The 13,409-nt window shown below is 69.2% G+C and carries 10 protein-coding genes; 5 read left to right on the forward strand and 5 right to left on the reverse strand.

The features are described 5' to 3' along the window. Positions 1–63 precede the first annotated feature (63 nt). A complete protein-coding gene (locus D7W81_RS17975; RefSeq protein ID WP_120556643.1) occupies positions 64–960 on the forward strand; it encodes a LysR family transcriptional regulator in 897 nt (298 codons plus the stop codon). A gap of 9 nt (positions 961–969) precedes the next feature. On the opposite strand, the gene D7W81_RS17980 is transcribed toward D7W81_RS17975, so the two are convergent. Beyond that, the gene (locus tag D7W81_RS17980; RefSeq protein WP_120556622.1) at positions 970–2,454 is read right to left on the reverse strand and encodes a glycosyltransferase family protein; all 1,485 of its coding nucleotides are present in this window, start codon (positions 2,452–2,454) and stop codon (positions 970–972) included. A 119-nt stretch (positions 2,455–2,573) separates the two neighbouring features. Here D7W81_RS17980 and D7W81_RS17985 point away from each other — a divergent pair, with 119 nt between their 5' ends. From D7W81_RS17985 to D7W81_RS43015, 3 genes are all read left to right on the forward strand, one after another. Then, positions 2,574–3,104 (forward strand): hypothetical protein, encoded by a 531-nt coding sequence (locus D7W81_RS17985; protein WP_244227266.1) that lies wholly within the window; start codon positions 2,574–2,576, stop codon positions 3,102–3,104. A 246-nt stretch (positions 3,105–3,350) separates the two neighbouring features. Then, positions 3,351–5,366: an AHH domain-containing protein gene (locus D7W81_RS43010; protein ID WP_208721353.1), complete on the forward strand. Its 2,016-nt coding sequence runs from the start codon at positions 3,351–3,353 to the stop codon at positions 5,364–5,366. After that, on the forward strand, positions 5,363–6,010 hold the full coding sequence (locus D7W81_RS43015; protein WP_208721355.1) for a hypothetical protein: 648 nt from the start codon (positions 5,363–5,365) through the stop codon (positions 6,008–6,010). The genes D7W81_RS43010 and D7W81_RS43015 overlap by 4 nt, the downstream gene beginning before the upstream one ends. Position 6,011: 1 nt before the next feature. Here the strand turns inward: D7W81_RS43015 and D7W81_RS18010 are convergent, their stop codons facing one another. Both D7W81_RS18010 and D7W81_RS18015 read right to left on the reverse strand, forming a co-directional pair. After that, positions 6,012–7,139: a 50S ribosomal protein L11 methyltransferase gene (locus D7W81_RS18010; protein WP_120556623.1), complete on the reverse strand. Its 1,128-nt coding sequence runs from the start codon at positions 7,137–7,139 to the stop codon at positions 6,012–6,014. Positions 7,140–7,158: 19 nt separating this feature from the next. Next, a complete protein-coding gene (locus tag D7W81_RS18015) occupies positions 7,159–7,653 on the reverse strand; it encodes an endonuclease V (protein ID WP_120556624.1) in 495 nt (164 codons plus the stop codon). 131 nt (positions 7,654–7,784) lie between these two features. Here D7W81_RS18015 and D7W81_RS18020 point away from each other — a divergent pair, with 131 nt between their 5' ends. Further along, on the forward strand, positions 7,785–9,755 hold the full coding sequence (locus D7W81_RS18020) for a glycoside hydrolase family 183 protein (protein ID WP_120556625.1): 1,971 nt from the start codon (positions 7,785–7,787) through the stop codon (positions 9,753–9,755). Between the two features lie 22 nt (positions 9,756–9,777). Here the strand turns inward: D7W81_RS18020 and D7W81_RS18025 are convergent, their stop codons facing one another. Both D7W81_RS18025 and D7W81_RS18030 read right to left on the reverse strand, forming a co-directional pair. After that, entirely contained in the window at positions 9,778–12,342 is a 2,565-nt protein-coding gene (locus D7W81_RS18025) for an imm11 family protein (protein ID WP_120556626.1), read from the reverse strand. A 76-nt stretch (positions 12,343–12,418) separates the two neighbouring features. Further along, positions 12,419–13,399 carry a ferritin family protein gene (locus D7W81_RS18030; protein WP_147445521.1) on the reverse strand — a complete coding sequence of 327 codons (981 nt, stop codon included), beginning with the start codon at positions 13,397–13,399 and terminating at the stop codon, positions 12,419–12,421. Between the last annotated feature and the right edge of the window lie 10 nt (positions 13,400–13,409).

Raw genomic sequence — 13,409 nt, forward strand, 5'->3', positions numbered from 1 at the left:
AAGCAGGCCCGGTCGAGGCCCCCCGCCCCCGTGGCGCCCTCCAGCTCCGACCGGCTGGAGCTGATGCAGACGTTCCTGCGCATCGTCGACGCCGGGAGCCTGTCCTCCGCCGCCGCGCAGCTGGGCACCACGCAGCCGACGGTGAGCCGCCGGCTCCAGGCGCTGGAGCGTTCGCTGGGGCTGCGGCTGCTCCAGCGCTCCACCCACGCCATGAAGCTCACCGAGGACGGGGCGCGCTGCTACGAACGGGCGAAGGAGCTGCTGGCCAGCTGGGAGATGTTCGAGTCCGACCTGCGCGGCGCGAGCGACGAACCCGAGGGCACGCTGCGCGTCGTGGTGCCCCATGCCTTCGGGCAACAGCTGCTGGTGGAGCCGCTGACGGAATACCTGGGCCGGCACGCGCGGGTCTCCGTGGAGTGGCTGCTGCACGACCGGGCGGTGGACTTCATCGCGGACGGCATCGACTGCGCCATCCACGTCGGAGAGGTGCATGACCCCAGCGTGGTGGCCATCCGCCTGGCGGAGGTGCCGCGCATCGTCGCGGCCGCGCCATCGGTGCTGGCGGGCGGCCCCGCGCCGGCGCATCCCGACGCGCTCGCGAAGCTGCCCTGGCTGTCATTGCGCACGTTCTACCGCAACGAACTCTCGCTGACCCACGTGGCCACCGGGGAGGCCCAGCCCATCGTCTTCCAGCCGCGCGTGAGCACGGACAGCCTCTACGCCCTCCGCAGCGCCGCGGTGAAGGGCCTGGGCGTCTGCGTGGGCTCGGCCTGGGTGCTCCAGGAGGACATCCAGCGGGGCCGGCTCGTGCACCTGGTGCCCCAGTGGAGGGCCGCGTCCCTGCCCCTGTATCTGATCTATCCGGCCGCGCGGTTCCATCCGGCGAGGCTGCGCAAGTTCGTGGAGCTGATGCGGGAGCGGATCCCCGCGGCCCTGGCGGTCGCCACTCGGAAGGGATGAGCGCCCGCCTCAGGCGCCGCAGTCGCGCGCATCGGTCCGGATGAAGACGCGGACCGGGCCCGGATCCTCGACCTCCTCGAACCGGGAATCGTGCACGAGGGTGTCGAGGAACGCCTCCCGTGACGCGGCGCCCAGCATCAGGACATCCACGCGCGGGGGAACGAGCACGACCTGGGCCCGCGCGTAGTGGTGCAGGAGGAAGCGGTCGTAGTCGTTGGGCACGAAGACGACCGAGTGGAAGTCCGTGGCCACCACCCGCCGCGCCGCGCACGGTTCGACATGCCGTGCGAAGGCCTGGCGGAAGTCGGTATCCACCGGGGGCATGGGACGCAGCGGCGGAGCCCCCACGGTCCGGTCGAAGCGCGCGACCTGGATGAGCGCGAACACGGCGAGCAGCAGCGCGGGCACCATCGCGGCCCGGGCGGGAACCCACCCGCGCGCGAGGACCTTCCGCCAGAGCACGGTGAGCTGGCCGAAGCCCGCCGCCGCGCACACGCCCAGGCCGGGCAGCAGGAAGGCGGAGTTGTAGAACCACAACATCCGCTTGTCCGTCGCCTCCGCCATGAAGAAGAACGTGCCCGGCAGGGTGCTGAGAAGCGTGGCCGCGGGCGCGAGCAGCTGAATCCACAGGAAGCCGCGCTGGAAGACCGCCAGGCCACTGGTGGCCACGTCGTGCACCACCCGCCCGGGATTGCCCAGCGCGGTGAAGGCCACCTGCCCCCAGGTGTTGCCGTAGTGCGACCAGAAGCGGGTCCCCGAGGGCGTCCCGAGCGCCGGCAGCACCACCGCGACGCAGAGGGCAAGGTAGACGAGTGACAGCGCGGACACGCCGAGCGCCCTGCGCGTCAGCTGCTCGCGCGGCGGACGGGCCACGGCGGGCAGCAGCAGCAATGCCGCCGACTGGAAGGCGAGGAACAGGCCTCCATCCGGACGCACGCCCAACGTGAGCAATGCGATGGGCAGCACCCACCGCATCCGCGCGCCGCGCAGCAGGAGCACGAGCACCGCCGTCGCGCCCAGCTGGAAGAACACCTCGAAGTGCGCGGAGAGCGCGACCGTCTTCACGAAGGGGTTGAGGCCCAGGTACGCCGCGAAGGCGGCACTGGCCCAGGGCCGCCAGGGGGCGGGGAACAGCTCCCGCTCGGCGACCATGCGCTCGAAGTACCAGACCTGGAGCGCGACCGCCCCGTACAGCGCCACCAGCCCCAGCACGATGAACAGGAACTGCGAGTCGCTCAGCAGGAACAGCGGCGCGAGCAACAGCAGCGTCGGCGTGAAGTGGACGGTGAGGTGGTTGAGGTCCATGTCCGTCACCCAGAAGGGACGGCCGTGGTGCACCGCGTTCGCGAACAGGTCGTTCAGCAGCGCCAGGTCGTGGAACCCGAACAGCCCGCCCCGGAAGGCGGTCCACACGCAGCCCAGCGTATAGACAAACAACGCGCCAAGGACGACATGCCAGGCGCGGACCCGATGCGCGAACGTGAAGGAAGGCAAGCGGCGGGACTCTGCCACACGCTCGCGGGGAGGACACGGGCTCAAGCGCGGAAAAAAACGTAGGGCCCCCGGGTTGGCTAGAGTCCCGTGTCAGTCCGCTGACCGGAGGCCGCACCGCGATGAACGTGCATGACAGCTACGACGCGGAACCTGCCCTGCGCATGAAGCTCAAGGAGCTTGGCGCGAAGCGCTGGACGGAGCTACTCGGGGTGAAGGTGGCGTGGGGCCGCGGCGGGGAGTGGCTGGCGGTGGGGGAGACGTTCGTGCCGGCGCCGACCACCCTCGAGGGGCTGAGCGCCCTCCTGCGAGACGCGCCGGGGGAGCTGGACTCCGAGGAGGGGCTCGAGGACGTGATGGCGTTGGTGAACCTGCTGCCCGAGGTGCGGGTGACGCGCACGCGGCAGGACCTGGACCACCTCACGGAGGATCAGCCGGGACCGGAGGTCATCCGCAGTGGCACCATTGGGAAGCGGGGCCTGGCGCGCTGGGAGGCTCCACGGCGGGAGCCGCGGGCACTGGTGTTCTACGCCAACCTGTGGCGGGAGGACGGCGCGGACTTCGTCTGCCTGCGGGTGGACCTGGCCACAAGGACGATTTCCGTGGAGATCGTCGACGAGGGCTGGTTTGAGGTCGCGGCGTTCCTGGGGTGAAGAGGTCGCCATCCAAAGGCTTGGCGTCTTTCCATACCCACCCACATCCCAGACCCAATGTGTTGCAGGCCATTGGCCTTGTCACACCCACCCGCTCAGTCCTTCATTCCCAGGCTGCGGTGCCGAATCATCACGGTCCCAAGATGCCTCGCTCGCGGAAGGACGCGCGGGCTCGCCGTCAACCTGTCGGCGTGCCTGTCCCGCCTTTGTGCACCCGGGGCGGTCAGACCCCAGCGGAGGGGAAAAATGACAGACACGTTCGGGTTCATTGACCATCGGGACGGCGCGAACATCCGGACGCTCCCAGCGGAGCTGACGGGCTCGATGTGCCTGACTCGCATGCCCCTGCCCTCGGGAACGCGGGTGACCTTCATCCGGAACCCAGCTCGTGTCCAGCAGCAGGGATGGGCCTACGTGGGGACCGAGGTGCAGGGCCACCTGCTGCGAGGCTATGTGCAGGCATTGCGCATCACGACGCGTCTGCCGGAGCCCGCAGCGACGCTTTATGAGGTTCGTTCCGGCGACCGGCTTGAGCCCATCGCGGCACGCATCTACAAAAAGGCCATCAAGCCGGGAAGGGACCTGCGCTTCTACGAGAACGTCATTGAGCATGTGAACGCTCAGTCCGGTCGCGACGGAGTCATCCGGCACTCCGACGGGGACGTGAGGCTCGTTGCAGGCAAGCGCATCTGGCTGGTCAGTGTCGAGTTCGCCAACCGGCTCCAGGAAATCGTCCCCAGCGGCTCCATCTCCCGGGAGGCGATCGCCAAGGCGCGTAAGGTGGCCCGGCACCTGGAAGACGTCATCACCTCCGTGGAGACATCGTGGAATTACATCCCTGAGGTCGCCGGGGAATATGCCGGGGCGCTTTGGGAACATCGGAATGAAATCATTGGCATCGTCCTGGTCTTCATCGGAGCGGAAGCACTGTCGTTGCTTCTGGCGCTATCGCCCACGGGCGTAGGACAGCTCGCGGCCGCGGTCATCCAATTGGGACTGGCGGCTTTCGGAGCAAAGGGGGTCATCGACGCCGGGGTGGAGTCCCTGAAGCACGCCCAGGCGTGGCTCACCCAGGCCTGGCAGGCCAACGGGTCCAAGGAAAAGCTCAAGGAGGCCAGTAAATCCTTTGTCAGGATGCTGACGAGCATCGCCATGGCCGCGCTGGCGGTGCTTGGGATGAAAGCCAACATGAACCGTGGACTCAAGCTTGCGCAGGGCGTGAAGATCACCCCGCCCGGCGTCTACGGGCTGGCCGCGCAAGGTCCGGGCGGCCACGTTCTGGACCTCGTTGTATTCCGGCCAGGAAGCATCACGCGCACCTCTGCCATCCCCGGGCCCTGGCTCCCCGGAGGGACCGTTGCTCCCTTGATGGCGAAGGCCGCCAAGCTCGTCCCGGACTCGAAGCCGTCTCCCGCCAAGGCAGCCTCCTCCCAAAAGCCCCCGCCCCAGCGCATGCTCAGCGACGCCGCGCTGGAGAAGCTGCTGGAGAAGCTCCCGAACTGGGACCGGCTCAAGGAGTTGGTCGGGCGGATCATTCCGGATGAAGGGACACCGGAGTTCAACGCCTTCAAGAAGGAACTTGAGGCTGCGGGCTACCGCCTGGAGAAGCTGAGCCAAGGCCCCCAGCCCTACCGGCTGCGCCGTCCGAACGGCAAGGCCTTGGGCAAGGAGCACGGAGCGCTCACCGTGACCGAAGGCCGCATGGTCGTTCTCAAGGCCAAGGGTACGTCGCGCATCAGTGTCCACAGCCGCTACCGGAAGAAGTACCTGGACTGGTTGGGGGAGAAATATGGCCCAAAGGCGAAGGCGGCGGCGGAGAGCCGGCTCGCCCGAGGCTATCAGCTGCACCATCTCATCCCTGATGCGATCGCCCAGAAGCACCCGTTGCTCCGCATGGCCCTGAAGCGGGTCGAGGGGTTTACGATTGACCGGGGGACGAACATCCTCGACATGCCCCTCGCGAAGACCGCGCCCATGAAGAACATGCAGAAGTTCATGCACATGAACAGCCACTCCAATTACAGCAAACACGTCATCATGAAGCTTGATCATGCCTTGAGCAAGCTTGGGCCTGGTTCGAAACTGACTCCTGAAGCCATCGACAAGGCAATCCTTGAGGTCGAAGACAGCCTCCGCAAGGCCATCCAATCCAGAAGCCTTCCCAGGGAGGTTCTCAAAGAGGTGTACAAAGATGGCGTTTTCATGGGAATGACGATCGCCATGCTGGAAGCACCCTCGCACGACGAATCACTCATGGCATGATCTACGCACTGGTTGCAGATACTTCACACATCGATCAGGAAGAAGTCTTCGACGCCGAGCTCATCGAGTTCGATGGCTTCGAGGACGTGACGTTCCTCGATCCTGGCATCGACTACCAGCGTGAGCAGGGCGCTCCCCAGGTCATCGAGTTCGTGGGCAACCTGAAGAACGCCGCCCGGCTGGACCACCTGTTCACCGCGCCCCGGAGCCTGCTGCTGCTCTCCCGTCGCATGGTGCGCGTACTCGAAGCGGTGCGCCCGTTCCGCCACCGCCTCATCCCCACGGTCATCTACCCGGAGCGCATCGAGCACCTTGTGCGCGACCGTTCCTCGCGACGGCGGACCGGACACGCGGTGACCGAGTCCGCGTTGAAGAACGAGGACTTCGTCATCCTGCAACTGTTGGACGAAACGCCCTGCCTGGACCGCAATCGCACCCTCGTGGATGGCGTGTCCTTCCAGAAGTCGGGAAAGTCCAGGCTGGGAAGGGAGGAAGCCTCGCCCCTCAGACTCCGCCCCCCCGCGGGTGGCTTTCCTCCTGTGTTCGCTGTCCCTGAGTTGACCTTCTACTGCTTCACCGAGGAGGCCCGGCAGGCTTGTGAACAGGCGGGACTCAAGGGGCTGTGGTGGCGCCCCCAGCGATGAGCTACCTGGTGGCGGGCACGAGGCCGTAGAGGGTGGTGACCTCCTTGGAGCGTGCGGCGTGCAGGGGGTCCGCCTTGTCCTTCGCCTTGGAGTGGCGTGCCGGATTGGACTTCTGCCACGCCACCTTCAGGCCGCAGCGCTCGAACTGCTCCTCCAGCCAACCGGCCGGACGCAGGCCCAGGAGCACCGCCAGGTCTGACAGGATGAGCAATCCCTCTCCGTCCGGGTTCAGCGCGGCGGGGAGCCCTTCCAGGAAGCGCCGCAGGAACTGGCTGTCCTCGTCGAACACCGCGCGGTCCACCCGGTTCTTGGGAGGCTCGGGAATCCAGGGCGGGTTGCACACGACGAGGTCCGCCTTGCCTTCCGGAAACAGGTCCGCCTCCGTCACCTGGAAGTGCTTCGCGAGGCCCAGCCGCTCCGCGTTCTCCCTGGCGCACGCCACCGCGCGAGAATCGGAGTCGGTGGCCTGCGCGAACGCCGCGCCGCGCTGCAAGAGGAGGAAGGCCAGCACTCCGGTGCCGGTGCCCACGTCGAACACCCTCTTGCCCTTCACGTCCGGCACCGCCGACAGCAGCTCCACGTAGTCCGTGCGCGTGGGCAGGTAGACGCCGTAATGCGGATGGAGCAGGCCCTTCAGCCCCGGGACCTCCAGCCCCTTGCGCCGCCACTCCGCGGCCCCGAGCATCCCGAGCAGCTGCTTGAGCGGCACGACGGAGAAGTCCTTCGTGGGCTCGCCCCAGACCTGCCGGCATGCCTCCGCGACGTCCGGCGCGCGCGCGAGCTCCAGGTGATAGTCCCGGTCCAGCGCGACGACGATGCGCGACAGCGTCGCGTGCTCCAGCTGCCGCGCGCGGCGCTCGGCCCGGAACGCCTCCAGCGGCGAGCGGGCCTGCCAGCGCTTTTCGAGCCGCCGGCCCAGCGCGCCGAGCAGCTGCTTCGCGTTGTGGAAGTCGCCGGTGTAGCGCAGGAACTCGCCCCGGCGGACGCGCTTGAGCGCGGTGTCGGCGCTGAGCCCGTCGTCCACGGACGACAGGCTCGTGGGGGCGGGTTCGTCACTCTCCGAGTGCCAGGTGAACGCGGTGCCAGGCGGAAACTCGAAGGTCTTTGCGGCGGAACGGGGACGGTCCATGGGCCTGGGGTAGCACGAGTCACGACTCACGGCACAGCCGGTCCACGTACTTCAGCAGCGTGGGCATGCGCGAGTGGCCATGCATCCGCCGGATGTGCTCCGCGGCGGTCGCGGTCTCCATCCCGATGGCGGTGACGAGCAGGGGACGCAGGCTCTGGGCCCTCACGATGGGCAGGGCCGGGCCGGTGGTGACATAGGGCGTCTTGGCCACGCCGATGACGGGCACCGCGCGGCAGAGCGCCTCGTACAGGTGGGCGCCCAGGCCCGGCTTGTCGTCGCCGAGCCACACGTAGCCGTCCACGATGATGGTCTCCAGCGGCTCCTGCACGCCCGCGAGCACGCGCAGCAGGTGCGGCAGCTCGCGGCGGTAGAACTGGCCGGGCTCGTAGGGCTCCGCGACGGGGCCCCGCTCCACCAGGTGCCCGGCCTCCTTGCCGTCCGTCCAGCCTCGGAAGAGGACGCAGGCGGCCACGGTGACATCAGGGCGGTAGTCCACGTCCACGCAGGCAAGCATCCGGTTCTCCTTGGCGGCCCCAGGCTACACGCGCCCGCGCCCCACTGGAGTCTTCCAAGCAAGTCCGCGTAGATTCATGATTTCTCTGTTTTGCTGCGAATACCAATTCGCGGGCCGGAGGAGTCCAGGTGATGAGGCGTGTGACGGCTTGGAAGCGGGCGGTGGTGCTGCAAGCGGTGTGTCTGCTGGGCGGCGCGGGGACGGCCGAGGCGGTGACGCCCACGAACGTGACGAAGGTGGCGCGGGTGACGGGCGCCACTCCGCCGGGTGAGGTGCTGCCCAACCCGAACCAGACGCACACGAACTACGAGGTGTACGGCACGGACCTGGGCATCGTCTGGGACAAGGGGGGCGGCGAGGTGTTCGTCCTGTTCGGGGACACCTTCGGCGCGGGCTGGTGCGGCAACGGCGGGTGCGGCGGCGGCTGGCGCAGCAACGTGCTGGCGCGCTCGGCGGACACCACGCTGTCCAATGGCCTGACCTTCACCACCATGGTGCAGGACCGCACCCGCCACGCGAAGGAGGTGCTGGCGTCCCGGAAGGTGGACAACGACGAGATGACGGTCATCCCCACCGCGGGTGTCAGCGTCGGGGCGCGCCACTACATCCACTACATGTCCGTGAAGCACTGGGGGGATCCGGGGCAGTGGACCACCAACTCCGCGGGCATCGCGTACTCGGACGACAACGGACAGAACTGGGTGAAGCACCCCACGGCGCGCTGGGCGAACAACGCGTCCTTCACGAACCCCTTCCAGATGGGCGCCTTCGTGAAGAACGGCGGCTTCGTCTACCTGTACGCCACGCCCAACGGGCGCTACGGCAACGTGCACCTGGCGCGCGTGCCGGAGGGCGCGCTGCTGGACATCAACGCGTACCGGTACTGGGACGGCAACGGCTGGTCCGCGTCCCAGGCGGCGGCGCGGCCGGTGGTCATCGGCATCGCGGGGGAGCTGTCCGTCGCCTACAACGCTGGGCTGGGCCGCTTCCTGATGACGTATCTCAACGAGCACCGGCAGGCCGTGGTGCTGCGCGACGCGGGCACGCCCACCGGGCCCTGGAGCGGGGAGAAGCTGCTGGCCACCGGCGCCGCCTTCCCCGGTGTCTACAACGGCTTCATCCACCCGTGGGGCAACAGCGCCAGCGAGCTGTACTTCATCACCTCGCAGTGGACGCCCTACAACACGTTCCTGATGCGCGCGACGCTCACGGCCGACGCGGACGGCAACAACCTGTTGTCCGAGCCGGGCTTCGAGACGCAAGGCGCGACGCCGACGATGGCGCCCTGGTACCTGGCTGGCGCGGGCGGCATCGACCGGGCGGTGGGCCAGGCGCACTCCGGCCAGGACAACGGCTTCGTGCGTGCGTCCAGCGGCTGGAACGCGCTCAAGCAGAGCGTCGTGGTGCAGCCCTACACGGACTACACCCTCAAGGGCTGGCTGCGCTCCTCGTCCAACACCACCCGGGGCTTCTTCGGCGCGCGCGCCGCGGGCAACGGCCCCGTCCTGGGGGAGACGCAGTACGGCTCGCTGCCGTCCTGGGCGGAGCGCACCGTCACCTTCAACTCCGGCGCCAACTCCGTCGTGGAGGTGTACAGCGGCGCGTGGGCGGACGCGGGTGACACCTGGGCGCAGCTGGATGACGTGAGCCTCACCCGGGGCGCGAACCTGGTGGGGCAGGGCGGCTTCGAACAGCAGCCGTCCTCCACCGCCACCTCGCCCTGGTCCGTGTCTGGCAACGGCGGCGTGGACCGGGGGCTGGGCTTCGCGCGCACGGGCGCCAACAACGGCTTCGTGCGCAACAACACCGGCTGGAACGCCCTCAAGCAGGAGGTCGCGGTGACGCCGAACACCGCCTACACGCTGACCGGCTGGGTGAAGACGTCCTCCAACCAGAACGACGGCTACTTCGGCGTGCGCGCGCTCAACGCCGGCCCCGTCCTCAACGAGGTGCACCTGACGCAGCCGCTGGGCGGCTACACGCTCCAGACGGTGACCTTCAACTCCGGCGCCAACCACAGCGTGGAGGTGTACGCCGGGACCTGGGCGAACGCGGGCGACACCTGGCTGCAGGTGGACGACGTGGCGGTGGTCCGCAACTGAAGGCCGCGTGCGAGCCGGGCGGTCAAACCACGGGCTTGCGGCCCTCGCGGTACACGGTGTCCACCCCCGCTTCGGCAAGGCGTTGGAGCAGTTCCTTCTCCGTCCCCTTGCCGTCGCGGGTCCACCGCAGCTCCTCCGGCAGCAGCACCTTCGCCGTGATGAGCCGCACCTCACCGGCGGGCAGGGAGAAGAACTCCGGCAGCGGCGCCGACGCGCGCTCCAGCAACACGAAGACGCCACCGTCCTGGGTGAGCAGGGAGGCGGGCATCCCGTCGGCGATGACCTCCACCATCATGAAGTCCAGGGCCAGGGCGCCGAGCGCCACCGGGTTGATCGCCAGCGCGTAGGACACCGCGGACAAGAGCCGCGCGGGCCACATGCCCTGGGGGTCGAACGCTGCGGTGTCCTCCAGCGGCCCCTCCACCTCCAGGGCCAGCTCCACCCCCAGCCCCACGGAGGGGGATGGATCGGAGAGGAACGGAGACGACAGGCCGTGCGTCACGAACAACGTGCGCCCGCCGGGACGCTGGATGCGGCGCTGGCCTTCACGCCCCGGCCAGAGGCCCGACCCCGGGCTCGGCAGATAGTCCTCGTCCAGCGTCCCCAGGCCCCGCCACACCTCGTCGCGGGCGGCGTTCGCCCGGGCCGCGGCCTCGAGGGCGCGCTCGGCCACCGCCTCCGAGGTCTGCTCATCCGGAGTGGGCCCTTCCACCTGGGTGAAGCGCATGCCCGTGAAGCCCGCCGCCTCCAGGGCCGCCTTCACCTCGCCGGTGACGATGAGCGCGAACGGCCAGCCCCAGGGCCGGAAGACCTTCGCGCCCTTCACCCTGAAGCTGTGGATCCGCGGGCCCCGGAGCCACGCGTAGGCCTGCCACCCTGGAGGCGGGCCTCCGTCCTCCTTCGTATAGCGCCGGACCTCCCTGCTGGCCTCGTCGTCGATGCACCGCACGAGGCGCGTGACATTGAGCAGGAAGGACGGCGCTTCCCGGCCGTCGACGGTGACGGGGATGGCCTCCACGTCGCCGGGCGCCACCGCCTGGAGGACTTCCACCAGTCGCGCGGTCACCACGGGCAGGGTGAACTCCACGAGCGCGTAGTCCCGGGTCAGCCCCGGCTTCGCGAGGGAGATCCGCAGTCCGTCCTGACGCGGCAGCGACTGCCCCGTCCGGTACGCATCGGAGTCGAAGTCCCCTCCCGGTGGGCCCCGGAGCGCATCGAACACCTCGCGCCGGAAGAAGGCCCCGTCCTCGGTGAGCATGAAGTAGCGCGTGGATGGCGGGGGCGGAGCAGGGCGCTCGGGCTCCTTCGCCGGAGGGCCCTCCACCACCGGCGGGCGGGCGCCGGTGGACAGGTGTCCATGCTCCGACCGGGCGAACAGCTCCGCCAGCGCGGGGGCCGTGCCGTCCCCGGACGACAGCCAGTCGAACTCCGTGCCGAGCAGCGCCTTCACGGTGACGAGCCGCACCTCGCCGGCGGGCAGCGTGAAGCGCTCCGGCAGTGTTTCCGCCTTCATTCCCAGCAGGACCGCGCCCTGCCCGTGCTGGTTGAGCAGGAACTTCGGAATGGAGGTGTCCAGCACGAGCAGGACCGGGCCCTGGGCCAGCCGCGCGCGCAGCTCCCCGTCCTCCGCGATCCGGTTCGCGGTCAGCATCAGCAGGTGCCGCTGCCACCCGGACTCGGGTCCTCCTTCGAGCCCTTCCACGGGTTCGTCGGTCTCCAGGGCCAGCTCCATCCCGAACCCCACGGACGGTTCCGTCGCTCCGACAAAGGGGTCGGACAGGCCGTCCGTCACCAGCAGGCTGCGCCCTCCAGGACGGGAGAGCTCGCGAGCCGAGCCCCGCGCCCGGGGCCAGGCGGAATGGAGGTCGAGGAGCTCCACGGGCCCCTTCACCCTCGTTCCCAACCCCTGCAGGAACGCCAGCCGCGACGCGCGCGCCTGTTGCCAGGCTTCGCGGACCTTGACCCCCCGGGCCCGCGACTCGGGGTCGAGCGAACGCACGTCGGAGACGTCCTGGAAGGACATCCCGGTGCCTCCCGTCGCCTCCAGGGCGGCCCGGAGCTCCTCGGAGACGACGAGCATCTCCAGCGCGCCCGCCAGCCGGAACACTTTCGCGCCCTCCACCTTCGAGGCATCCAGCCGCAGGCCATGGATGAACAGGTAGAAGCTCGAATCCCATTCGACGACGGGCTCGTAACGCTCGGCGAGGACCGTGACGCTGTACCTGGGCTGCGCCTCTTCCGAGGCCTCTTCGTCGACGCACGCGAAGTGGCGCGTCGCGTTCAGGAGGAACCAGGGCTCGGTCTGTTCTTCGATCTCCGCTGGGATCAGCTGCACGTCATCCGGGGCCAGCGCCCGGAAGACCGCCGCCACGCGTTCGCTCACCACGGGAACGCCGCCGCTCATGAGGTTGAAGTCCGGCGCCAGCCCCTCCTTGCGCGGGAAGACCCGGACCCCTGCCTCCAGTTCCACCGGAATCCCCTGGAGGCCCCCATGTTGCTGCTGGCCCCCCAGCGTCTGGAAGCCGCCCAGCTGCCAGCGGTCCTCCAGGCTCCGGTCCTCCTGGAGGAGGAAGTAGCGCATCGTCATGCGCCCATCCTCCCAGATAGTTCCGGTAATGCGAGGACTCCAGGTAACCGGGCGCACCCGGCTGCTCCCCAGCAGCTCAGGCGAGCAGGCCCTGGAGCCCCTCGAGGAGGTGCAGCGCGGCGTCGCGCGAGGGCAGCCCCGCCTGTTGGACGAGCACGGCGTCGGGCTCCTCTGCCGCGACCCTGCGCTCCAGGTCGTGGAACGCGTCGAGACGCGCCTGACGCAATCGCTGGCGCGCGCCGGAAGCGAGGCCCTCGGTCGCCCAGGCCTCCACGGCCCAGGACAGCTCGGCATGGCGCAGCTCATCCTCGGCGATCTGGCTCAATGCCTCCCGCACCTGCGCGTCGCGCGCCGTGCGTGCCTGCCACGCGGCCACCAGCGCGCCGTAGGTTTCCCCGACACAGCCTTCCTTCGCGTTCTCCCACAGCAGGGCCTCCAGCGAGCGCGAGGAGAACGGGGCGACCTCCACCGCAGGCACGGTGGCGCCGTGTCGCCGGGCCAGCGCTCGCGCGGCGCGCGTGTGGCGGACCTCGTCCCCGGCCGAGCGCCGGGCCGCGCGGATCAGCTCGGCGGGAGCCCCGTGGGCCTTCAGCTCCTCCGCGAGCCGAAGAAAGGCGGGCACGGAGGCCGCCTCCAACCAGGCCATCCGCGCGAAGTGGCTGCCCAGCGCGCACCGCGCTTCCGCTCGCGCCGCCTGGAGCCCCTCGGGCCGGCGTCCGTCGGAAGCGCATCCCGCGGGCGAGGTGAAGAAGCAATTCGTGTAGGGCTCCAGGGTCTGACCGCCGTCCGGATGCGTCGTTGGGACGGAGTGGGTCTGGCAGCGATGGGCGTCCAGCCGCTGGCACACCAACAAGCAGTCGAAGTTGGAGGGGGCTCCCCCATCCGGAAGCCGTTCGTAGGTGTCGTAGCGTGACTCGTGCGCGTCGTACGGGATGCAGCCCGGATCCTCGGACGCGCAGCCAATGACTGACAGGGCGGGAGCGGCGAACAGCAGCCGGGCCACGGTCTGGCGAAGCAGCGGGTTGCGTGGAAGCAAGGGGTGCTTGTCTTTAGCCATGGAGGAGGCG

The sequence above is a fragment of the Corallococcus aberystwythensis genome, assembly GCF_003612165.1.
Taxonomy (GTDB): Bacteria; Myxococcota; Myxococcia; order Myxococcales; family Myxococcaceae; genus Corallococcus; species Corallococcus aberystwythensis.

Bases quoted from the DNA above. Each gene is read 5' to 3' on its own strand.
- D7W81_RS17975 (WP_120556643.1), top strand. From the start codon at position 64: ATGCAGACGTTCCTGCGCATCGTCGACGCCGGGAGCCTGTCCTCCGCC.
- D7W81_RS17985 (WP_244227266.1), top strand. From the start codon at position 2,574: ATGAACGTGCATGACAGCTACGACGCGGAACCTGCCCTGCGCATGAAG.
- D7W81_RS43010 (WP_208721353.1), top strand. From the start codon at position 3,351: ATGACAGACACGTTCGGGTTCATTGACCATCGGGACGGCGCGAACATC.
- D7W81_RS43015 (WP_208721355.1), top strand. From the start codon at position 5,363: ATGATCTACGCACTGGTTGCAGATACTTCACACATCGATCAGGAAGAA.
- D7W81_RS18010 (WP_120556623.1), bottom strand. From the start codon at position 7,139: ATGGACCGTCCCCGTTCCGCCGCAAAGACCTTCGAGTTTCCGCCTGGC.
- D7W81_RS18015 (WP_120556624.1), bottom strand. From the start codon at position 7,653: ATGCTTGCCTGCGTGGACGTGGACTACCGCCCTGATGTCACCGTGGCC.
- D7W81_RS18020 (WP_120556625.1), top strand. From the start codon at position 7,785: ATGAGGCGTGTGACGGCTTGGAAGCGGGCGGTGGTGCTGCAAGCGGTG.
- D7W81_RS18025 (WP_120556626.1), bottom strand. From the start codon at position 12,342: ATGACGATGCGCTACTTCCTCCTCCAGGAGGACCGGAGCCTGGAGGAC.
- D7W81_RS18030 (WP_147445521.1), bottom strand. From the start codon at position 13,399: ATGGCTAAAGACAAGCACCCCTTGCTTCCACGCAACCCGCTGCTTCGC.